The organism is Phormidium sp. FACHB-1136 (genome assembly GCF_014697375.1).
Lineage (GTDB): Bacteria > Cyanobacteriota > Cyanobacteriia > Phormidesmidales > Phormidesmidaceae > Nodosilinea.
On sequence record NZ_JACJRS010000096.1, the window covers coordinates 1 to 20912 of the forward strand.

The 20912-nt window shown below is 56.0% G+C and carries 18 protein-coding genes, 1 tRNA gene and 1 CRISPR repeat array; of the genes, 10 read left to right on the forward strand and 9 right to left on the reverse strand.

Features of this window, described 5'->3' with window-relative positions; all coding sequences use genetic code 11:
* Positions 1 to 317, forward strand: a 317-nt coding sequence (locus H6G62_RS21255; RefSeq protein WP_190492465.1) for a transposase, incomplete at its 5' end; no start/stop codon positions are given.
* On the opposite strand, the gene H6G62_RS21260 is transcribed toward H6G62_RS21255, so the two are convergent.
* The 4 genes from H6G62_RS21260 to H6G62_RS21275 form a co-directional block, all read right to left on the reverse strand.
* Positions 314 to 637 (reverse strand): DUF4870 domain-containing protein, encoded by a 324-nt coding sequence (locus H6G62_RS21260; protein WP_242052207.1) that lies wholly within the window; start codon positions 635 to 637, stop codon positions 314 to 316. The genes H6G62_RS21255 and H6G62_RS21260 overlap by 4 nt on opposite strands.
* A 67-nt stretch (positions 638 to 704) precedes the next feature.
* Positions 705 to 1781 carry an HhoA/HhoB/HtrA family serine endopeptidase gene (locus H6G62_RS21265; RefSeq protein ID WP_242052208.1) on the reverse strand — a complete coding sequence of 359 codons (1077 nt, stop codon included), beginning with the start codon at positions 1779 to 1781 and terminating at the stop codon, positions 705 to 707.
* Between the two features lie 324 nt (positions 1782 to 2105).
* The gene (locus H6G62_RS21270) at positions 2106 to 2891 is read right to left on the reverse strand and encodes an RNA methyltransferase (RefSeq protein ID WP_190498897.1); all 786 of its coding nucleotides are present in this window, start codon (positions 2889 to 2891) and stop codon (positions 2106 to 2108) included.
* Positions 2892 to 3007: 116 nt separating this feature from the next.
* Positions 3008 to 3091: transfer RNA gene (locus H6G62_RS21275), tRNA-Leu, on the reverse strand.
* A gap of 190 nt (positions 3092 to 3281) precedes the next feature.
* Between H6G62_RS21275 and murA the strand changes: the two genes are divergently transcribed.
* Positions 3282 to 4658, forward strand: a complete 1377-nt coding sequence (murA, locus tag H6G62_RS21280; RefSeq protein WP_190498899.1) for a UDP-N-acetylglucosamine 1-carboxyvinyltransferase — start codon at positions 3282 to 3284, stop codon at positions 4656 to 4658.
* A gap of 153 nt (positions 4659 to 4811) precedes the next feature.
* Entirely contained in the window at positions 4812 to 5324 is a 513-nt protein-coding gene (locus H6G62_RS21285; protein WP_190498902.1) for an adenine phosphoribosyltransferase, read from the forward strand.
* A gap of 8 nt (positions 5325 to 5332) precedes the next feature.
* Here the strand turns inward: H6G62_RS21285 and H6G62_RS21290 are convergent, their stop codons facing one another.
* From H6G62_RS21290 to H6G62_RS21300, 3 genes are all read right to left on the reverse strand, one after another.
* Positions 5333 to 6274 (reverse strand): GDP-L-fucose synthase, encoded by a 942-nt coding sequence (locus tag H6G62_RS21290; protein WP_190498904.1) that lies wholly within the window; start codon positions 6272 to 6274, stop codon positions 5333 to 5335.
* Positions 6275 to 6397: 123 nt separating this feature from the next.
* Positions 6398 to 7423: an HD domain-containing phosphohydrolase gene (locus H6G62_RS21295; RefSeq protein ID WP_190498906.1), complete on the reverse strand. Its 1026-nt coding sequence runs from the start codon at positions 7421 to 7423 to the stop codon at positions 6398 to 6400.
* 58 nt (positions 7424 to 7481) lie between these two features.
* Complete coding sequence (locus H6G62_RS21300) at positions 7482 to 8390, reverse strand: MnmC family methyltransferase (protein WP_190498908.1); 909 nt, start codon at positions 8388 to 8390, stop codon at positions 7482 to 7484.
* 412 nt (positions 8391 to 8802) lie between these two features.
* Between H6G62_RS21300 and H6G62_RS21305 the strand changes: the two genes are divergently transcribed.
* From H6G62_RS21305 to H6G62_RS21315, 3 genes are all read left to right on the forward strand, one after another.
* Entirely contained in the window at positions 8803 to 10533 is a 1731-nt protein-coding gene (locus H6G62_RS21305) for a diflavin flavoprotein (protein WP_190498911.1), read from the forward strand.
* A gap of 10 nt (positions 10534 to 10543) precedes the next feature.
* A complete protein-coding gene (locus H6G62_RS21310) occupies positions 10544 to 11248 on the forward strand; it encodes a hypothetical protein (RefSeq protein ID WP_190498913.1) in 705 nt (234 codons plus the stop codon).
* 117 nt (positions 11249 to 11365) lie between these two features.
* Entirely contained in the window at positions 11366 to 12013 is a 648-nt protein-coding gene (locus H6G62_RS21315; RefSeq protein WP_190498915.1) for a Uma2 family endonuclease, read from the forward strand.
* A gap of 125 nt (positions 12014 to 12138) precedes the next feature.
* A CRISPR array of direct repeats spans positions 12139 to 15578; the repeat unit is 36 nt; unit sequence GTTTCCAACTATTCCGAAATTAGCCCTTCGGTAGGG.
* Between the two features lie 106 nt (positions 15579 to 15684).
* Here the strand turns inward: H6G62_RS21315 and H6G62_RS21320 are convergent.
* Positions 15685 to 16014 carry a YlcI/YnfO family protein gene (locus tag H6G62_RS21320; protein ID WP_190498917.1) on the reverse strand — a complete coding sequence of 110 codons (330 nt, stop codon included), beginning with the start codon at positions 16012 to 16014 and terminating at the stop codon, positions 15685 to 15687.
* A complete protein-coding gene (locus H6G62_RS21325; RefSeq protein ID WP_190498919.1) occupies positions 16014 to 16448 on the reverse strand; it encodes a PIN domain-containing protein in 435 nt (144 codons plus the stop codon). The genes H6G62_RS21320 and H6G62_RS21325 overlap by 1 nt, the downstream gene beginning before the upstream one ends.
* A 215-nt stretch (positions 16449 to 16663) precedes the next feature.
* On the opposite strand from H6G62_RS21325, the gene H6G62_RS21330 reads away from it, so the two are divergent.
* The 4 genes from H6G62_RS21330 (at position 16664) to H6G62_RS21345 (ending at position 20701) form a co-directional block, all read left to right on the forward strand.
* A complete protein-coding gene (locus tag H6G62_RS21330; protein WP_190498921.1) occupies positions 16664 to 18349 on the forward strand; it encodes a type III-B CRISPR-associated protein Cas10/Cmr2 in 1686 nt (561 codons plus the stop codon).
* A 16-nt stretch (positions 18350 to 18365) separates the two neighbouring features.
* A complete protein-coding gene (locus tag H6G62_RS21335) occupies positions 18366 to 19424 on the forward strand; it encodes a type III-B CRISPR module-associated Cmr3 family protein (protein WP_190498923.1) in 1059 nt (352 codons plus the stop codon).
* A 69-nt stretch (positions 19425 to 19493) separates the two neighbouring features.
* On the forward strand, positions 19494 to 20306 hold the full coding sequence (locus H6G62_RS21340; protein ID WP_190498925.1) for an RAMP superfamily CRISPR-associated protein: 813 nt from the start codon (positions 19494 to 19496) through the stop codon (positions 20304 to 20306).
* A complete protein-coding gene (locus tag H6G62_RS21345) occupies positions 20306 to 20701 on the forward strand; it encodes a hypothetical protein (protein ID WP_190498927.1) in 396 nt (131 codons plus the stop codon). Before H6G62_RS21340 ends, H6G62_RS21345 begins: the two co-directional genes overlap by 1 nt.
* Positions 20702 to 20912: the final 211 nt, after the last annotated feature.

Sequence of the window (20912 nt, forward strand, 5' to 3'; positions counted from 1 at the left end):
TTGAAGACTTTGAGCAGGATGGCCCTAAGATTCTTATCATTTTAGACAATGCAAGTATTCATAAAAAGGCAGAGATTCTAGAGAAGATAGCGAAGGAGATGCCCAACATTGTTTTAGAATTTCTGCCACCCTACAGTCCGGACTATAATTTAATCGAGTTAGTTTGGCACTCTGCAAAGGAATTCATTGCCAATCGTCTATTTGAGTCGATTGAGGATTTAGAAGCGCTTGTTCATAACCTATTGAACGAAGGGCAGCTTGTCATCAACTGGGATCGCAAGATCAAAAATAAAGGAAACACAATCAATGCAATTTAAATGCATATCAGCTTATTGGGCTTAGTGAGGCTGTGGAAGATCGCCCAAAGGGGCATGATGAAGTTCACGACAGCAAGAATGACCAACAGGGGTAAGCCGATCAACACCCAGGCCAAAATCCCCGCCACTGTCCACCAAAACCACATATTGAGGTGGAAGTTAATCGCTTCCTTGGCGCTGTCTTTAATCACAGCGTCCTGGGAAATCAGCAGGATCGCGATGGGGACACCCACACTGAGAATGAGGGCGTTGAAAAAAATTGATCCGTGGCTAACGGCGGAGAGAATTTTGCGAGTACCGGGATCTTCCATCGATTGCATGGGGAGGAATCTCCTAAAAATGGTGAGAGGGTTTGGGTGAGAGGGTTCGGGTGAAAACGGTTATACCTTAATCCACCTCTTGCAGTTCGGCGGTTTTGACGCGCAGGGTCAGGGGGCGTTCGCCACGCTGGACTTTGAGTTGCAGGGTATCGCCAATGGAGGTATTTTCCACCTTCAGTTGTAGGGTGTCGGCAGTGCGAATGGGGTCGCCGTTCACTTCCAGGATGACATCTCCTCGGCGCAGACCCGCATCGGCGGCGGGGGTGCCCTCCAGGACGCGAATCACCAAAACACCCTCCACTTCCGGGAGATAAATGCCGGAGTTGATGTCGGCATTGTTGCGCTGGGCCATATCGGGCGTGAGGTTGGCAATTTGTACCCCGATGTAGGGATGGGCGATGGCTTCCCCACGGGCTAGCAGGTCTTTAATGTCCTTGGCTTTGTTGATGGGAATGGCAAAGCCAATCCCCATGGCATCGGCTCGGATAGCGGTGTTGATGCCGATCACTTCGCCCCGTTGGTTGACCAGGGGGCCACCGGAATTGCCGGGGTTGATGGCGGCGTCGGTTTGGATGAACTCTAGACGCTTGCCGGGAATACCGACGGAATTGCTCGACCGCTTGAGGGTGCTAATGATGCCGAGGGTGACGGTGTTGTCGAGCCCTAGGGGGTTGCCCACGGCAATGGCCCAATCGCCCACCTGCACCTGGTCAGAGTTGCCCAGGGGGGCCACGGGCAGCAGGTCGTCCTCGGTGTCGTCGATTTTCACCACGGCAAGATCGGTAACTTCATCCACCCCTTCTACCATCGCCTCAAAACTGCGGCCATCCTTGAGGGTCACCACCACTCGGTCGGCCCCGTTCACCACATGGGCATTGGTAAGAATGTTGCCCGTGTCGTCGATGATGAAGCCAGACCCTTGCCCCCGCAGGCGTTCCTCCTGGGGTTGGCGGGGAAATCCCCCAAAGAAATCCCGCAGAAAGGGGTCATCCATAAAGGGATCTGACGACTGGCGAGTAATGGTCTTTTCAGTGTCAATGCGTACCACCGCTGGCCCCACCCGACGCACGGCACTGGCCACAAAGCTTTCGTTGTCAATGGCAGTAGTGGCGGCACTTTGGGCTTGGGCGGGGAAGATTGGCATGACCACTAAGGCGATCACACTGACCATGCCCACCACCAACCATCGCCTGAGGCAATCCCCTAGTTTCTGGGGCCATAGGCTGGAGGGTAAACCCCTTGGGGTCAAACGTCCTAGATTCAAACGGCTCTGGTTCAATGGTTCAAGCCCTTTTACGCACAGCAGTTACGCAGAGCAAATCACGCACAACAGTCGGCATGGCCGTGGTTTGCATTACCCAAAATTGTTCCACAAAGACCGCCAACACGGGGGATGGGGATACCGAACCCAAGCGAGGGAAAACCGCTTCAGATCTCACCTCAGCCTAGGCTGCGAGGGCGAGGACGGCTAAAGGCTTCGACGACGCTGACGTTGGGCTTCGTAGAGGAGTAGGGCAGCGGAAATAGCCACATTGAGGGACTCCACCGCCGGATGCATGGGAATATTCACCGCCACGGTGGCGTACTGTTGTAGGGTTTTGGAAAGGCCCGCCCCCTCGTTGCCCAGCAAAATCACCGTGGGTCGAGTGAAATCCACGGCCCAGTAGTCCATCGAGGCATTGGGCAGAGTGGCGACGAGTTGCACCCCCTGAGAGCGCCAGGTTTTTAGGGTGTCTTCTAGCTGTGGATCAACTAGAATTGGCAACCGAAACCATTGTCCCGCCGAGGCCCGCAGCACCTTGGGATGATCGGGGGCGACGCTATCGGTACTGAGCCACAGGCCATCAGCCTGAGCAGCGGTGGCGGTGCGAATAATGGTGCCCAGGTTGCCCGGATCTTGCAGAGTTTCTATCACCAGGGCAATTCCGGTGAGGTCAGGAACGGTCGCCGTAGCCCGATGGGGAGCCACCGCCACCACCCCATCGGGATGCACCGTCGTGGCCAAGGACTGAAGCACCTCCTCCGACACCACCTCGATATCCTGGGCCGATTGAGCTAGGGCATCGGCGAGGTCGGGATAGCGGACTTGCCATGCGGGGGTATGGCAAACCACCGACAGGGGATAACCCACCGCAAGGGCTTCCTGAAGGAGATGAGTGCCTTCCAATAAAAACTGCCCCTGCTGCCGCCGAAATTTCCCCTGATGGAGCTTACGGATCTCCTTTACCAGTGGGTTTTGCAGGCTGGTCAGCATAGGCAATGGGAATGACCCTCCCAGGTCTGAGCGTCTTGGGTAGGAAGATAATCCAGCTACTGGTTCTTGAGGTAACCTAATCGCTGGACATATCTGGGTGTTGACCTGGCTTTAGATGCGGAACCCGGGACTTGAACCCGGATGTTATTGCTAACACTAGGACCTGAACCTAGCGCGTCTACCAATTCCGCCAGTTCCGCTGGGCAATGCCGTATTTGCATCGCGATTTATCAATATGCACTAGGTTTGGTACAGAGTCAACCCCTACAAAAAAGATTTCGTTATTTGAAGGGATCGGCTATTCTGGTGTGGCTTTATGCATCAAAACTTCGCCCTGAACGATCTAGCCAAAAGCGAGATTTCAGGTAGAATCTAGACGAAATTCGGGAAATGGTAGAGTTAAGCGCCGTGGAGGATACCGCTATCGTTACTTCTCTTGGTTTGTCCAACCCCCTAACCACCTCAGAGGCTGACAACGCCGTGCTGGAGATTGCGGGCGGTACACCTCTTTCAGGTCATGTCACCATCAGCGGGGCGAAAAACTCGGCCCTGGTAGTCATGGCGGGGACACTGCTCTGTTCGCAGCCCTGCCGCCTGCGAAATATCCCCAACCTGGTGGATATCGAGCGCATGGGCGAGGTGCTGTCGGCCCTGGGGGTGTCCATCCATCGCCGTGGCGACGCCCTCGATATCGACCCCAGTTCGATTTCCTCCACCAAAGCGCCCTACGACCTGGTCAGCCGTTTGCGGGCCAGTTTTTTTGTGATTGGGCCGCTGCTAGCCCGCATGGGAGTGGCACGGGTACCCCTGCCCGGTGGTTGTGCCATCGGAGCGCGTCCGGTGGAACTCCATGTGCGCGGGCTTCAGGCCATGGGGGCTGTGGTTCACATTGATCACGGTACGGTGAACGCCTATATTCCTGGCAGCGGTAAGCGCCTCAAGGGAGCCAAGATTTACCTGGACTACCCCAGCGTGGGAGCCACCGAAACCCTGATGATGGCGGCGACCCTAGCGGATGGGGAAACCGTGATTGAAAATGCCGCCCAGGAGCCGGAAGTGACCGACCTGGCCAACTTCTGCCGAGCCATGGGGGCCAAAATTCGCGGCGCAGGCACCAACACCATCACCATCGTGGGTGTGCCCAGTCTCCACACCACCGACTACGGCATCATCCCCGACCGCATTGAGGCCGGGACGTTCCTGGTGGCCGCTGCCATCACCCGGTCAGAAATTAGCCTGTCTCCGGTCATTCCTGAACACCTCACAGCGGTAATCGCCAAACTGCACGAGGTGGGTGGACAGGTGGTGGAGGATGGCCCCAGCCGGGTGCGCTATATCCCTGGCGATGGGATTGCCCCGGTGGATATTCAAACCGGGCCGTTTCCAGGTTTCCCCACCGATATGCAGGCTCAGTTTATGGCCCTGATGGCCCTGTGCGATGGCAATAGTTTGATCACCGAAACGGTGTTTGAAAATCGCCTGCGCCATGTGGCTGAACTGAACCGTATGGGGGCCGATATTCGCCTCAATGGCAACTGTGCCGTGATTAAGGGGGTGCATGGGCTCTCTGGGGCTCCGGTGTTGGCCACCGATCTGCGGGCCTCGGCGGCGTTGGTGCTGGCGGCACTGGCGGCGGAAGGCACCACGGTGATCCAAGGGCTTCAGCACCTGGATCGGGGCTACGACGACATTGAAGGTAAGCTGCGCCGTCTGGGGGCCAACATTACCCGCAAGGCAGCGGATCCGTCCCTAGCCTTACCTCAATAGACTCACCCTGGGTTGCCCCTGGTGAGGTCGCCCATCCCCGTCCTCTAGATGCCGTCCTCTTAGTTAGAGCATTGATCTAGGGGACGGCTTACTTTTGGGTAAACCGAGGACACGGCGGTGATAGCATAACAACGGCCTTCGCCCCATAGAATCATGGATCTCAAAGCCCACATTCGCGACATTGCCGACTTCCCTAAGCCCGGTATTCTGTTCCGCGACATCACCCCGTTGCTGTCGAACCCTGAGGCGCTGCAATACAGCATCGATTACTTTGCGGATCAGGTATCCGATTACCAGCCCGACTACATTGTGGGGATTGAATCGCGGGGGTTTATGTTTGGAATGCCCCTGGCCTATAAAATGGGGATTGGCTTTGCCCCCGTGCGCAAACCGGGCAAGCTCCCTGCCGCCGTCCATGCCGCCTCCTACGATCTGGAGTATGGCAGCGATACCCTAGAACTCCACCAGGATGCCTTCCCCCAGGGCAGTCGGGTGCTGGTGATTGATGACCTGATTGCCACCGGGGGCACCGCCGCCGCCACCTATGATCTGGTGGAAAAAACAGGTAGCACCGTGGTTGGCTTTGGCTTTGTGATTGAACTCCTAGCCCTAGAGGGACGCCGCAAACTGCCCGATGTGCCCATCACCGCCCTGATGCAGTATTAGCCATGGGCCTAGCGGCGGAGGGTGTCGTAGTGGTCGGTGAACCAGGCGTAGGTGCGTTCGATGCCCGTTTTGAGATCGGTTTTGGCCTGCCAACCTGCGGCTTCTAGGCGGGAGACATCGAGCAGCTTGCGGGGGGTGCCGTCGGGTTTGGTGGCATCAAACACAAGGTCGCCCTCGTAGCCCACCACGGCCTGGATGGTGAGGGCTAGTTCTTTGATCGACACTTCTTGCCCCGTCCCCACGTTGACGAACGCGATCTCGTTGTAGGTGTTCATTAAAAACACCAGGGCATCGGCCAGATCATCCACATAGAGAAATTCCCGCAGGGGGGTGCCCGTGCCCCACACCGTCACCGTGGGCTGATTCTGGATCTTGGCCTCGTGGAACTTCCGCATCAGGGCCGGGAGGACGTGGGAATTGGCCAGATTAAAGTTGTCGTTGATGCCATAGAGGTTGGTGGGCATGGCGGAGATGAAGTTCACGCCGTACTGACGACTGTAGTTCTCACACAGCTTCAGGCCCGCAATTTTGGCGATGGCGTAGGGTTCGTTGGTGGGTTCCAAAAAGCCCGTCAGTAGATAGTCTTCCTTCATCGGCTGGGGGCACAGCTTGGGGTAGATGCAGGAGGATCCCAAAAACAGCAACTTTTTCACCCCATGGCGGTAGGCGCTGTGGATGATATTGGCCTCAATCATCAAGTTGTCGTACAAAAATTCGGCCCGGTAGGTGTTGTTGGCCTGGATGCCCCCCACCTTAGCGGCGGCGAGGAAGACGTATTCCGGCTGCTCCTTGGCAAACCAAGCCTCCACGGCGGCTTGGTTTCGCAAATCCAAAGCCTGACTCGTGGGTAGGACTAGGTTGTGATAGCCCTGGGCTTGGAGCGTCCGCACCATCGCACTCCCAACCAGCCCCCGTGATCCGGCTACGTAAATTTTAGCGTCAGTATCCATAGTGTCTCGGTTTAATCACTCGGTTTAATCGCTCATGTTTGGGTTGCTCCCCCTGGCTATGAGTGTGGCATTGGCACGCGCCCATGGCAATAACTGACCTGTTCGGGAGGGCTTTCCTGGGGGTCAAGTCTTCAGTCTTTGGGTCACGGTTCTAAGGGATGCTTCCAGGGGGTAGACGTTGGGCTGTCGGCCCAGAAAGGCATAAAACTGAGCCACGAGGATCGGGTCGCGCCAGCCCCGCGCCACCTCCTCAGCCAGAATTGTCAGGGAGTCTTCCACGGAAAAGGCGGGTTTGTAGGGGCGGGCATGGGTGAGGGCATCGAAGATATCGAGTATCTGAAAAATTTGAGCCAGTCGCGGAATGGCATCCCCTGCGAGGCCATCGGGGTAGCCACTGCCGTCCCAGCGTTCATGGTGGTGGCGAATAATGGGAATGACACCGCGCATGGTGCGTAGGGGCTGGCAGATGGCCTCACCAATCACCGCATGGCGCTCCATGATGGCCCGGTCTTCCGGGGTGAGAGGCCCGGTCTTAAGCAGAATGGCATCGGGAATACCCACCTTGCCAATGTCGTGGAGGTAGCCCGCCCAGGTCAGATGGCGCACATGGTTGGGGGCCAGTTGGAGATATTCCCCAAAGGCCTGGGCAGATTTTACGAGCCGCTCACAGTGGTCTCCGGTATTCGGATCGCGGCTTTCCACGGTGCGGGCAATGGAAAAGAGCACCTGTTCGGCATGATCGAGGTCTTCATTTAAACGCTTTTGGTGGATGAGAGACTTCACCCGCGCCGACAGTTCCAGGGCATCGAAGGGCTTGGTAATAAAGTCATCCCCTCCGGCCTCAATGCCCTTCAACCGGGCCTCCCGATCCTCTAGGGCGGTAACAAAGATAATGGGAATCAGCCGAGTGCTGTCGTTGCGCTTCAGCCGCCGACAGACTTCAAACCCATCAATTCCGGGCATCATCACATCCAGCACAATCAGATCAGGGGGATGGGCCTCAACTCGGCTCAGGGCGCTATGGCCGCAATCGGCCTGTTCCACCTGATAACCATCCACAGACAACAAGGCCACCGCCGTCATCCGACTGGGGGTATGGTCATCGACGACGAGCACACGGGGGGGAGAGGGATCGGCGGAGTAGGACATGGGGAAGAAGAGGTGTGAGGGATGAAGCAGCGGTTGTTGAATGGTGAGTGTTGGTGGATTAGCCCTTCGACGGCAACCAACGCTTGCGCCATTGGGAGGTAGGCACCAAGGACGACTGGGCCTGTTCCTGCTGGCGGCGGTGGCGAATGGTGTCGGCGCTGTCTTGCAGGCTGGGGTCACGGTAGGGCACGGCGGCACGGGTTTGCAGGTGCTCCTGCTCCTGTCGAGCAAGGGGATTCAGGCCAGCGGGCGACCACTGGGCCAGCGTCCCCGGCCAGCGACGCCCCGCCGCCGCAATGGGGCCAAGGTGTAAGCCCACGTCCAGAAAGGCGGCCCGCACCGCAGCGGCGCAGGAATAGGTAACCAGCTTGCCCTGGGGGCCAAGGCAGCGGGCGACCTGTCGAATAAAATCCACCGTCCATAGTTCGGGGCAATGGGGCGGCGAAAAGGGATCAAAGAAAATCACATCGGCCTGAAAACCTTCGTCAACCAGAGCTTGAACCGTCTGACGGGCATCTCCCAAACGCAGTTCTGCATACAGCAGGGACTGATTCACTTGTCCTTGATCGGCCAGTTGAGCCAAAATCCCTTGGATCTCCGGCCACCATGGCGCGACTAAACCTGACTCCACGGCCTGTTTAGGCACCCGACCATCCAGTTCTAGGCCCACCAGATGCACGTTGCACCGGGGATTGACCTGGCGCACCGTAGCCAGGGCGGCGGCGGTGTTATACCCCAACCCATAGCAAACATCGAGGAGCGTGAGGGATTCAGCCTGGGCCAGTTGAGTAAGATCGGTGGCCTCCACGTAGGTGGTGTAGGCTTCGGTGTAGGCTCCTGCGCGGCTGTGGAACCATTCGCCAAAGTCCTCAGAAAACAAGGTAAACGACCCATCGGCGGTGGCTTCTAGGGTAAGGGCTCCGCTTAGGGACAAGGGATGATCAGACGTTAAGGCTGGCTCAGGCATCTCACGTTTCTTACTTATATGGATGCGCCCCTAGAATACCCAGAATTACCCGGTATTTATAGTCATAGATTAGACCTGGCCAGGGCGGCAATCAACAATTTTGACCCTGCCTACCCAAGTTTTGCGTCAGAATAGTTACATTAAAAACAGCCAAGTTGTTAAAGTCCACGGAACGTTAGGATTCGTCACTGGGGTTTGCCCCCAGCCCGTGCCAGCTACAGGTGGCCTGGGACGACGAGAAGGCCCATGGCAATTACGCTAGCCTAGGGGCCGTAGGCGATTAGGATAGGGTTGAGGGCGAGAGGCTTCTTTGGGCGACAACCGTTCAACGGGTTGCCCTTAGCCCTGGTAACGCGCCGATTGTTTGGTTGATCACACGATTGTTTGACGACACGATAGGGAGAACAGGCCCATGGTTGCAGCCGTAGCGAATCCTCAGCAAAAGCGCTTGACCATTGCAGTGGAAGCCATCGCTGAAGATGTGACAACGATTCGGTCTCTGGATTGGGATCGAGATCGCTTTGACATTGAGTTTGGCCTGCAAAACGGCACCACCTACAACTCCTTTATCGTTCGCGGCGAAAAGACGGCCCTAGTGGATACCTCCCACGCCAAGTTTCGGGATCTTTATCTGAAGACACTGACCGGGGAAATTGACCCCCAAACCATCGACTACATCGTCATCAGCCACACCGAACCCGACCACAGCGGCCTAGTGCGGGACGTGCTAGAACTGGCCCCCCAGGCAACGGTCGTCGGGGCCAAGGTGGCCATTGCTTTTTTGGAAGACTTGGTACACCGTCCCTTTGATCGGCTGATTGTCAAAAACGGCGACACCCTAGATCTGGGCAACGGTCATACCCTGGAATTCGTCAGCGCTCCCAACCTGCACTGGCCCGACACCATCTTCACCTACGACCACAAAACGGGCCTTCTCTTCACCTGCGATGCCTTCGGAATGCATTTTTGCAGCGACGCCACCTACGACGAAGATCTGGAGGTGATCTCCCCCGATTTTCGCTTTTACTACGAGTGCTTGATGGCCCCCAACGCCCGCTCGGTGCTGGCGGCGATGAAGCGCATGGACGCCCTACCCCCGGTGACCATGATCGCCACGGGCCACGGCCCCCTGCTGCGGTATAACGTCGCGGAACTGACCGGACGCTACCAGCGCTGGAGCCAGGAGAAAACCAAGGCCGAAGACCTGGTGGCGGTGTTCTACGTGTCCGACTACGGCTATAGCGACCGCCTCTCCCAGACCATTGCACGGGGCATCACCAAAACCAGCGTGGCGGTGGAAATGATGGACATGCGATCCGCCGACCCCCAGGAGGTCACGGAACTGGTCAGTCGGGCCAAGGGTCTGGTGATTGGCTTGCCCCCGGCCTCTGGCCCCATCGCCAACGAAACCCAGGCCACCCTCGGCACCATCCTCGCTGCCGTGAACGGTAAGCAAACCGTGGGCTTGTTCGAGTCCTACGGCGGCAACGACGAACCGATTGATCCCCTGGCCAACAAGTTTCAAGATTTGGAACTCGCCGCCGCCTTTGCGCCCCTGCGAGTCAAAGATACCCCCAGCGAAGCCCTCTACCAGCGCTGCGAAGAAATGGGCACCGACCTTGGCCAAGCCCTGGCCCAGGCGGGCAAAATGAAAAAGCTCAAGTCCCTAGATGCTGACCTGGAAAAAGCCCTCGGTCGCATCAGCAGCGGCCTCTACATCATCACCGCCCAAAAAGGCGAACGCTCTGGGGCCATGTTGGCCTCCTGGGTAGCCCAGGCCAGTTTCCAGCCCCTGGGGTTCACCGTGGCGGTGGCGAAGGATCGAGCCATCGAATCCCTGATGCAGGTGGGCGACACCTTTGTGTTGAACGTCCTGGAAGAAGGCAAACACCTACCGCTGATGAAGCACTTCCTGAAACGATTCGCCCCCGGTGCCGACCGCTTTGCCGGAGTTCGCACCCGCCCCGCCGCCAACGGTTCGCCCATTTTGGCCGATGCCCTGGCTTACCTAGAATGCCAAGCGATCAGCCGCATGGAGGTGAGCGACCACTGGATTGTCTACTGCACCGTCCAAGACGGCAAGGTCTCTCACCCCGATGGCCTCACAGCGGTTCACCATCGCAAGGTGGGCAACTATTACTAATATCATCACCATGCCTTGGCCCCTCCCCCTGCTGGCCCAAGTCCCACCTGCCAGCCAAATCGACCTTCTCACCCAGCAAATCGAATTTCTGCAAGATGCCAACTCGCGGATGGCCGATAGCTTTGGCCAATTCGTCACCCTGGTCAACGTAGCGATTACCCTGGTGGTGGCGTTTATCGGTATCTTGGGGTTCAGTACGCGCCGAGAAATTAAGCAATCTCTGGATGGCTTGGTGCGGGCCGAGGTGAAGAAGCAGTTGGCCAACACCGTCAAAGCCCAGGTTGAAGACTTGGAGCGCATCATTCTGCGCGAAGCCTTGGTGGGCCAAACCCAAGTCGATTATCTGCTGCCCATTAGCCCCAGCCCCACCCCCACCGCCGAATATCAACTGCTGAAGGCGAGGGGGTTTCAGATGGCCTGGATGCCCTACGACCCCGAACGTCGCTATGGCAACAGCCATGTCCTCATCCTCGATTTGCTCACCCCCGACCTAGCCCCAGAACGCCAGGAGGCCCTCATCACCGACCTCGGCCAACGACTGCAACACCTCACGAGGCCGCCTGTTCTGGTCATCTATGTGCGGGGGCAAAGCCAAGCCATCACCGATCTCCCCAAGGCGTTGTACTACATCCCCGTCAACAGCCGGGGCACCCTCCTAGGAGCCGTCACTGATGCGGCCCAGATTGCCTACGCCCTTCGCCAACCCACAACCTAGGGAACGGCGGTTTGCCTCTGCGGCGGGTGGCCAAGGAAGACCAGGATGGGAGGACTATCATAGGGGGTAGCACTGGCACCGCCCCCGGCATGTATTCCCAAGAGAGCGTATTTACCAATGGTTACGATTCAACTTCGGCAATTAGAGGTACCCCCAGGGCAGCGGCTAGTGCTGCGCGATGTAAGCTGGGCCGAGTTTAATGCCATTTTGGCAGAGCTAGGGGGGCAACGCAGCACCCGCATCGCCTACGACCACGGACTGTTAGAGATTATGGCCCCTTTACCCGAACACGAGTATTTTAAGGAAACCATGGGTGATGCGGTTAAAGATATTAGTGAAGAACTAGATTTAGATTACGAAAGTTATGGATCTACCACCTGGAGAAAACAGGCGGCACAGGCTGGTATTGAACCCGATAATTGCTTTTATGTGCAAAATGAAGCCCTGGTGCGCGGCAAACTTACCTTAGATTTAGACCAAGATCCACCCCCAGATTTAGCCCTAGAAATTGACCTCACTAGCAAATCTATCCATCGGTTTTCGATCTATGCGCGGCTAGGGATACCCGAAATTTGGTGCTACGACCAAGGCCAACTGACGGTCTACCGCTTGCAATCTGGAGCCTATCAATCGGTGGCCCAAAGCCTGGTTTTTCCAATGCTTAAGGTACAGGAATTGCCCAGCCTAATTGAAGCCCACCGCACCCAAGGACGGCTGGCCCTACGCCGAGCGGTGAGAGCATGGGTGAGGGATCAGATTCAATAGAACAACAACAATTATGCGATAGAAAGAACCCCGGCTTCCTGAAGAAACTGGGGTTTTAGTGCGAAGTATCTAATCATTCCGAGGCGTTAGAGATCCCAGGGTTCTTTGAGAACCCTGGGATCTGAGTTTCCAACTATTCCGAAATTAGCCCTTTGATAGGATGCTTCACACAAAAGCAACTCAAAGAGCTACAAGCCGTGTACGATGTGTTTCCAACTATTCCGAAATTAGCCCTTCGGCAGGGAGCAGATATTCTCTGCCCCGGCATTCGCGAAGTCCACTTCGAGTTTCCAACTATTCCGAAATTAGCCCTTCGGTAGGGCCAACAAAAGACGAATAGGACTCGATCTTAGCACATGTATAGTTTCCAACTATTCCGAAATTAGCCCTTCGGTAGGGCGTCACGATCAACTCTTTAGGACAACAGCAAGTTCAACAGTTTTCAACTATTCCGAAATTAGCCCTTCGGTAGGGCAACGAGCTGAATATTCCGGTTGAAGTTGCAACTGACATAGTGAAGTTTCCAACTATTCCGAAATTATCCCTTCGGCAGGGGATTTTGCAAACGAAAACAACATCTCGCCTCAACAGGCAGTTTCCAACTATTCCGAAATTAGCCCTTCGGTAGGGGCCTACTTTATGCCTGCACCATTTGAGACGGTGCTTTTGCACAGGTTTCCAACTATTCCGAAATTAGCCCTTCGGTAGGGATGGCGTTTCCCAAGGTGGTCTGGACAACCAGAACCATCCTGTGTAGTTTCCAACTATTCCGAAATTAGCCCTTCGGTAAGGGATGTGTTCCATCCTGAAGGCAACTCCGTTGAGAATGTCAAGTTTCCAACTATTCCGAAATTAGCCCTTCGGTAGGGTGGACAAGGTTGTTCACCACGAGGCGTTGTTCAGGGGAATTGTTTCCAACTATTCCGAAATTAGCCCTTCAGTAGGGGCTTCGACAAAAAAGCCCGGATCGACCTATGGCGGCAGACGTTTCCAACTATTCCGAAATTAGCCCTTCGGTAGGGGAGGTTCCTACGGTGGTTCCTCCGTTTCCAACTATTCCGAAATTAGCCCTCCGGTAGGGCATTGATAGCTGTGTACAAACTGGTGCTAACCTGTTCCTTCTTCAGTTTCCAACTATTCCGAAATTAGTCCTTCGGTAGGGACAATGGCGTTGCTATCGACCAACGTGACCAATCGGTTACGGAGTTTCCAACTATTCCGAAATTAGCTCTTCGGCAGGGGCTACGGGCTAGGGGTGGCGGTGGAACGGCTACAGATTCCCGAGTTTCCAACTATTCCGAAATTAGCCCTTCGGTAGGGTCTGTATGGGATCATCGCGGTGATGATCTGATGTCCAAAAAGTTTCCAACGATTCCGAAATTAGCCCTTCGGTAGGGCAGTTAGAGGAGGTTTACTATGTCGTTCTCATGCACGACTGAGAGTTTCCAACTATTCCGAAATTAGCCCTTCGGTAGGGCTTTAAGGCAGGGCATGGAGGTGAAAGCCGACTCCAGTTTCCAACTATTCCAAAATTAGCCCTTCGGTAGGGCATCAAGCACACTAAGGACGAGGGCTTTACTCCACCTGACGAGTTTCCAACTATTCCGAAATTAGCCCTTCGGTAGGGGTGGTGGCTTCAATGTGCTAAACATTGTTGGTGCACAGGTAAAGTTTCCAACTATTCCGAAATTGGCCCTTCGGTAGGGGTCTGTTCAGTTGGTTGCGCCTCCCGTGGGTAACTATACTTGGTTTCCAACTATTCCGAAATTATCCCTTCGGTATGGGGAAATCCCTGTGGCACCCCTGCCGCAGAACGAAGGGCGAATTCTGGTGTTTCCAACTATTCCGAAATTAGCCCTTCGGTAGGGACTGAACAACCAACCTTGACAGGAGAGCAGCAAAACAAGTTTCCAACTATTCCGAAATTAGCCCTTCGGTAGGGGTTTCAACCCCAGTTTGTAGAGCGTTACCGGGCAGATCGTGAGTTTCCAACTATTCCGAAATTAGCCCTTCGGTAGAGCAGGTTCCTGGTGTAGTCGATATGGGTCTTCGGAGTGAAGAAGAGTTTCCAACTATTCCGAAATTAGCCCTTCGGTAGGGCAAGGGCAAGGGCAATCGCAGTCTTCACAGACTAGCGTTTCCAACTATTCCGAAATTAGCCCTTCGGTAGGGGAACTGGTACTGGTGGAACTGGTATTGGTGAAGGTGGAGTTTCCAACTATTCCGAAATTAGCCCTTCGGTAGGGCGTCACTTCTGCGCTCAAACAACGATCTGGGGCTGCGTCAAGTTTCCAACTATTCCAAAATTAGCCCTTCGGTAGGGCTACTCGTACTGTTGGTGAACAAACTGTTTTGGTTCGTAATGTTTCCAACTATTCCGAAATTAGCCCTTCGGTAGGGACTCTCGTGGAAGACCGTCGGCAAATCCCAGGTATGCAGTTTCCAACTATTCCGAAATTAGCCCTTCGGTAGGGGGATCATCAACATGCATAAAGTTGACGAGAACACCTACTATCAGTTTCCAACTATTCCGAAATTAGCCCTTCGGTAGGGGGCAAACCTGATGGCGGCTGCGGTGAAGCGTCACCCCAACTACAACTAGTTTCCAACTATTCCGAAATTAGCCCTTCGGTAGGGGATGATGGGTTGCTGCGTGTTCAGGCTCTGGCAAATCCTCCTGTGTTTCCAACTATTCCGAAATTAGCCCTTCGGTAGGGTAATGGTGAAATCCAAAACCGAAGCTGGGGGATTGGTTTCCAACTATTCCGAAATTAGCCCTTCGGTAGGGTGCCCGTCAACAAACTTTTGCCATCCAATCGGCAGACATCAAGTTTCCAACTATTCCGAAATTAGCCCTTCGGTAGGGGTGCCTAGCCTATCCCTGCATCCTGATCTATGGCCTCCAGGGGAGCGGGTTTCCAACTATTCCGAAATTAGCCTTTCGGTAGGGGACAAGAAGGCAACCTTTATCGGGCGTTTGTTAGTGATAGTGTTTCCAACTATTCCGAAATTAGCCCTTCGGTAGGGACTAGCCAGGGTGGTCGTGACAATGACCCTCAGACTGCGACTGTTCCCAACTATTCCGAAATTAGCCCTTCGCTAGGGACACTTCTGAGTGAATTAGAGGGTCAAATTACCTCGCAATAAGCTGTTTCCAACTATTCCGAAATTAGCCCTTCGGTAGGGGCATCCGGTGGCGGAATGCCCACGGGAAGAGGCGTCAGTTTCCAACTATTCCGAAATTAGCCCTTCGGTAGGGCAAAGCCAAATTCGACAACGATCAAGCCATTACTGATCGTATCATGTTTCCAACTATTCCGAAATTAGCCCTTCGGTAGGGAACCCGGATTCCTTTACTCAAAATACATCGATCTACCATGGTTTCCAACTATTCCGAAATTAGCCCTTCGGTAGGGTGGTGGAAGAGTCTCCTGAAGGGATTCGTCACTACAGTTTCCAACTATTCCGAAATTAGCCCTTCGGTAGGGAGCATCAAGTTTTGATTAGTAAGAAAAAGGCGGCGAACTAAGTTTCCAACTATTCCGAAATTAGCCCTTCGGTAGGGAGTAGCCTGCTGGAGGCTTTGTGGGGCAAGGGTTTGGGATACCCGATTTCCCACAACTGGATTATAGCCCACCTGCGAGGGTGAGCAAGGGCCACAACGATCCATTTCATGGCTTCCTACTCGCCTGAATTTTCTTTTTGATACGGGCGACTACCTCTGCACTCAAATCGGCTTCTGGTTCAGTGTTCTCTCGTGTGGCTAAAACAGCCTCAACTTCAGCCAATGACGCTGACCCTAGCTGCTTAATCAAAGCTTCGAGCGCCTGTCGCTGCTGTTCAACCTCCGCCTGTGGGACAACCTGAATGCCATGGACTAAAGCCGCTTGGCGAGTTAAGGCATAAACAATGTATTGATTCAGCGATACCCCTTCCCCTTCGGCAAGCTGGGCAAGTTGTTGATGAAGGGTTTCCGGTAATCGCAAGGTTAAACGGCTCATTATTGCTCTCCTGATGCTAATACATCCAAAAACTGCACAGGGGTTAAAACTTGTAGGCCCATCGCAACGTTTGCACTCCGAAAATCACGAATATTAGACGTAACAATCATCGCCCCTGCATTCATTGCACAATCAATCACAAGATCGTCCCCTGCGTCTGGGGAAGTTGGTCGCCAAGAGAAATAAATATTGGTGTACTGAGCGATACTCAGAAGTTGCCCCAATACAGGTTGCAGTTTACGCCAGCGTTCTGCTGAGAGTTTACGGGACAGCACATCGTCATATTCGTAGGCCAGCGCATTGGAGATACAAACGACCATCAACCCGGCCAGCCAAGCATCAATGATCAGCCCTGAAGCTCCGCCCTGCTTGGTCAGGCCTTCAAAGACAACATTGGTATCAACAACAATCCGCAGCAAAGCAGAATCAGACATGACACCACTATAGCACCACAGGCAGTGTCTAACTATGAGTTCGCCATGGCAACGTAGGCCAGTGAACATTAAGCCCCCGTGATATGGCGTAGCAAACCGCAGTAAAACGTTATGGTTCGCAGGACAGGGCGAAGAAATCCTTAAATCTGAGTCGTAATCATTGCCCTTGCCCGTAGCCTTGGCCTTAACGCTCCGCCGTTCCGAACACCTAGGCCATGCCCTCGCCTGTCTATACCGCCATCACCTTTGCCCCCGTGCAGGGCTTCATCGAAAAATCGCGCAAACTGCGAGACCTCTACGGGAGTTCGCTGATTTTGTCCTACCTGGCGGATCAACTTTGCGATGCCGCGAGGGCCACCCTAGCCAGCCCTAATGCCCAATGGCCAGAGGATCCCGTCATTTCCCCAGCCCACATTAACGTGACCCAAGGCACCCCCAACCAAATCCTAATTCGGGGCGAATTTTCTGAGCCTGTCGCCGCCCAAGCCTTCAAAACCGCTTGGCGCGACCTGTGCAACACCTGCCGGGAGTGGATCGAAACCCAGGTTAGCACCCAACCCAACGGCCAACCCTGGGCCTACCACTGGGCACGGCCTTGGCAAGAATGGGTGAACCATGCCTGGGAATTTTTCCATGCCACTGGCCCCAGCCCAGAACAGGCCAAACAAACCTTGATGGCCAAAAAACAAGCCCGCGCCTGGACGGGGGTGAACTGGGTAGGCGAAAGTTCTACCCTGTCGGGGCTAGATTCGCGGGCGTGGCCCTTACTGGGGCGGCACTCTCCCCACCAACGCCCCAAGGCCGAAGAAGAGGCCGAAGTCACCACCTTTTACCAACAGCTCAGCGAGGCCATCGGCGCAACCGGAGAAGCCATCATCACCCCCAGGGAACAGCTCAGCATTCCCGAACTGGTGAAACGGCTGGTGACGGTGGATGCCGTGGTGGGCCACAACCCAGAACTGGGTACCCTAATGAGCTTTAAGGCCCTCAACCGCTGGCGAGACCCAGAGGTAGACGACCTGCCCGACGAAGCCCAGCGCCGTCCCGAAGACTCCCAACCGGGACGCTGGACAGGCTGGTTTCAGGGCGATGGGGATCGTGTCGGCGACTATTTACGGGGACAATCCCCCGATGCCCTCCACGACTTTAGCCATCAACTGCGGCGGTGGGGTCGCCAGTTGCCCCGTCATCTGCCCAAAGCCACCACCCAGCGCCGCACCCTAGATCGCGATGGGCGGATCATCTACGCAGGCGGCGACGACTTCCTGGGCGTCCTCTATCGCAATGAACCTGACCCACCCTTGGCCCCCGCCGAGGCCGTGGCTTGGCTATCGCAGTTTCGTTCCCACATTTGGAATTTGCACCAGCAGCCGATTACCGTCAGCGTGGGCTTTGTGTGGGCGGCCCCCAACGTGCCCCAGCGGGACGTGTTGCAGCATTGCCGCGAAGCCCAGGACTCGGCCAAGCAGCACGGACGAGATCGCATTGCCTTTCGCATTCTGTTTAACGGTGGCAACTGGCTAGAGTGGGTCTGTCCTTGGTGGTTGCTAGAGGCGGGGTTGCTGGAGTCTTACCGAGATCGTAACGGGGTGCAGGGAACCACCAACGCCCCCAACTGGACACATCTCTATAACGACATCGCCACCCTAGAGGCCCGCCACGGCTTTGATGCCCAGGGTGATGTGGCCCTAGCCCTGGTGACGATCTACTTTGGAGAAGACCTCTGTACCCTCATCCGTCAGCACCGTTGGGATACCCCAGACCGCACCGGAATTTTGGGCCACTCCGCCCCAGAGGCCATCGCGATCACCGCCTGGGTGATCGCCCTCGCCAAGGTCGGCTTCCATCTGCATCGCCGTGGGGTTAACCGGGACTACATCGCTACCCCCATAGCCGCCTAGGGATCACTGACTATCCATGACCTCAACCTTCACCCATCTGATTGCCCTCGAACCCTTGGGCCTACTCTACGGCAGTGCCGGACGGTTTCTCTCCCCCGAAAACTTGGTAGGACGTTCTGGCACCCAGTTTCCCCCCAGTGCCGCCACCCTCTCCGGTTTGTTTGCCGCCCAGTTTGGCAATGCGGGGGTGCAGACCTTGCAATTGGCTGGCCCCTTCTGGGGAAAGTCCGACGAGATTGCCCACGACCAAACGGTCTACGTGCCGCTGCCCATGACCTACCGGGTGCAGCCCAGCCGCGAGGATCCCACCACGGGCCACATCCACCGCCGCCTCACCTGGCAACCCAGGGCCAACCCCGATCCAACCGCCCCCCAGGGCCAATGGCGCGACGTTGAGGATCGTCCCCTAGACCGCAAATATAAGTCCGATGGGTGGTGGATCTCCCTCGCCGAATGGGACAACCCCCGCACCGCCCAGGCCGACCCCTGGGAATTTTTGCCCCACCTCCACCCCCGCCTAGACCCAGACGAACGCCATGTGGTGAGGCCCTCAGATCCCGATGCCCCGGACGCTGCCGGAAGCCTGTTCCTCGAAAACGGCGTGCAGCTCCATCCCGACGTTTGCCTGGTCTACTTCAGCAATGGCGAACTACCCTCCGGCTGGTATCGGTTTGGCGGCGAAGGGCACCTGGTGAGCGTTACTGCCTATCCCATCAGTAGTGCCATTCAAGCCCTGCTAAACCGCAGCCCTGGCCCCATGTTTGCCCTCCTCACCCCAGCCCTGTGGGGGTCAAACCGTCTCTCCCAGCGCTACCCCACCGATTGGCCCCAGCCCCAAGCCCTGCTCACCGAACGCCCGGTGCCCTTTCGCTATCGCCTGGGCGGCAGCGGCCCCACCAAACGCCTCTCTCGCGGACGCTACGCCGTCCCCGCCGGAACCGTCTATGTACTGCCAAAACCCATCCCCACCCCCTGGCACACCTGGGATGACGCCTGGTTTCCCAAAGAAGGCCCCTCCATGAAACGCTGGGGCTGCGGCTTAGCCCTCCCCCTCCCCGATGCAGTAGCAAGCTAATTCCAATCCCCTGTACGGGCGCACCGCAGTGCGCCCCAACCCAAGACCTCCACCTTTACCCCTTCACCCATGTACCACAAAGCCTACGGCATCATCGAAACCCTGGCTCCGCTCCATGTAGGGGCCAGTGCCGGAGAAGAAACCGGAAACCTCAACCTGATTTTTCGTGACCAGTTCACCCAAACGGGCATCATTCCCGGCAGCTCGATTCGGGGGCGGTTCCGGGCCGATATGCGGCAGAGCGACGGAGCTTCTGCCCAGCAATGGTATGGCCATGAGGCCGTGGCGGGGGCAGAGGATGGCGGCACCACCGAAGCCCTAGTGAAGTTTGAGTATGCGTCGTTGGTGTGGCTGCCAGTGTTCTGTCCAGGTCAGCCGATTTTATGGGTAACGTGCCCTTGGCTGCTTAAGCGCTACCAACGCATTGCCGATGTTCAAGCTCCACTCCCCGAACCCTACACAGCCTCCCCCGGTCTTCAAGGTCGCCAGGTGGGCACCGGGGGCAAGGTGTTGTTTTTCAACCTGGGCTTTCTGACGCTGGAACATGAGGTGGATTTGTCCCCCTGGATTCCGGCAGGGGTGGATCTGCGGGCCGATAGCTTGGTGGTGGTAGACAACCGCGACATCAGCATGATCCACGACATGGCCCTCTACCGCCAAAGCCGGGTGCGCCTAGAGGATGACCAAAAGAAAGTGGCATCGGGCGCTTTTTTTAATGTGGAAGCCCTACCAGAGGGCAGCATTTTGGTGTTTCCGGTTGCCCTCAAAGCGCCAGACTGGCAACCCTTTGGTTCGGCCCAGACCCAGGAACTTTACTTTGGCGGGCTAGAATCCATCGGTTTTGGGCGCTGCCAAGTCACGCTAGCAGGAGAGAATCAGTAATGGCTTGGGAATCCTACGGACTCGATCAACTGGCTCAACAACTGGTGTTAGATGCCAAGGCTAGGGAACCGCAATCCCTGAATCAGGCCTACAAAATGCGGATGGCCACCGCCTATGGCCTAGAGCGTTTTTGGGGCGAACATCTGCGGCTGCAACGGCGAGAGATGAATGCGTCTCTGTTTTGGCAAGAAACCTGGGCGGCCTTGGTAACGGTGATGGCCCGCGCTGGGGTCAACCTGCCAAATCAGCGGGTGAACCCCGACGATATAGCCTCCATTCGCGCCATCTCCGAAGCCCTGTGGCAGTTGCCCCTCAACGACCAACGGGTGGCCCTAGCGGTGTTGACCCAGCTTTGCGATAGCCTTGTTTGGTGGACACAGCGCTACAAGGGCTAGGTCGGGTTCACACACCCGTAACGCACCGTTCTATCAGGCGTTGATGCCTGACGCTAACCCATCCTACAGACTTCCAAGCATCCCATTGCGCTTATCTGGCCTAGCTGGACAGTCATAAGTTCTGGACAGGGGTACTAAGTTACTAAGCTTTGGGAGACCTGAGGGGGCAAGGGGTTAAGCTTAGCGGCGATGAATTTAGGCAAAAGTAGAG

Coding starts and splice junctions, on each gene's coding strand:
- H6G62_RS21345 (WP_190498927.1), top strand. CDS start 20,306: ATGGCTTGGGAATCCTACGGACTCGATCAACTGGCTCAACAACTGGTG.
- H6G62_RS21340 (WP_190498925.1), top strand. CDS start 19,494: ATGTACCACAAAGCCTACGGCATCATCGAAACCCTGGCTCCGCTCCAT.
- H6G62_RS21265 (WP_242052208.1), bottom strand. CDS start 1,781: ATGCCAATCTTCCCCGCCCAAGCCCAAAGTGCCGCCACTACTGCCATT.
- H6G62_RS21325 (WP_190498919.1), bottom strand. CDS start 16,448: ATGTCTGATTCTGCTTTGCTGCGGATTGTTGTTGATACCAATGTTGTC.
- H6G62_RS21290 (WP_190498904.1), bottom strand. CDS start 6,274: ATGGATACTGACGCTAAAATTTACGTAGCCGGATCACGGGGGCTGGTT.
- H6G62_RS21315 (WP_190498915.1), top strand. CDS start 11,366: ATGGTTACGATTCAACTTCGGCAATTAGAGGTACCCCCAGGGCAGCGG.
- H6G62_RS21285 (WP_190498902.1), top strand. CDS start 4,812: ATGGATCTCAAAGCCCACATTCGCGACATTGCCGACTTCCCTAAGCCC.
- H6G62_RS21320 (WP_190498917.1), bottom strand. CDS start 16,014: ATGAGCCGTTTAACCTTGCGATTACCGGAAACCCTTCATCAACAACTT.
- H6G62_RS21300 (WP_190498908.1), bottom strand. CDS start 8,390: ATGCCTGAGCCAGCCTTAACGTCTGATCATCCCTTGTCCCTAAGCGGA.
- H6G62_RS21260 (WP_242052207.1), bottom strand. CDS start 637: ATGCAATCGATGGAAGATCCCGGTACTCGCAAAATTCTCTCCGCCGTT.
- H6G62_RS21295 (WP_190498906.1), bottom strand. CDS start 7,423: ATGTCCTACTCCGCCGATCCCTCTCCCCCCCGTGTGCTCGTCGTCGAT.
- H6G62_RS21330 (WP_190498921.1), top strand. CDS start 16,664: ATGCCCTCGCCTGTCTATACCGCCATCACCTTTGCCCCCGTGCAGGGC.
- H6G62_RS21305 (WP_190498911.1), top strand. CDS start 8,803: ATGGTTGCAGCCGTAGCGAATCCTCAGCAAAAGCGCTTGACCATTGCA.
- H6G62_RS21310 (WP_190498913.1), top strand. CDS start 10,544: ATGCCTTGGCCCCTCCCCCTGCTGGCCCAAGTCCCACCTGCCAGCCAA.
- H6G62_RS21270 (WP_190498897.1), bottom strand. CDS start 2,891: ATGCTGACCAGCCTGCAAAACCCACTGGTAAAGGAGATCCGTAAGCTC.
- H6G62_RS21335 (WP_190498923.1), top strand. CDS start 18,366: ATGACCTCAACCTTCACCCATCTGATTGCCCTCGAACCCTTGGGCCTA.
- murA (WP_190498899.1), top strand. CDS start 3,282: ATGGTAGAGTTAAGCGCCGTGGAGGATACCGCTATCGTTACTTCTCTT.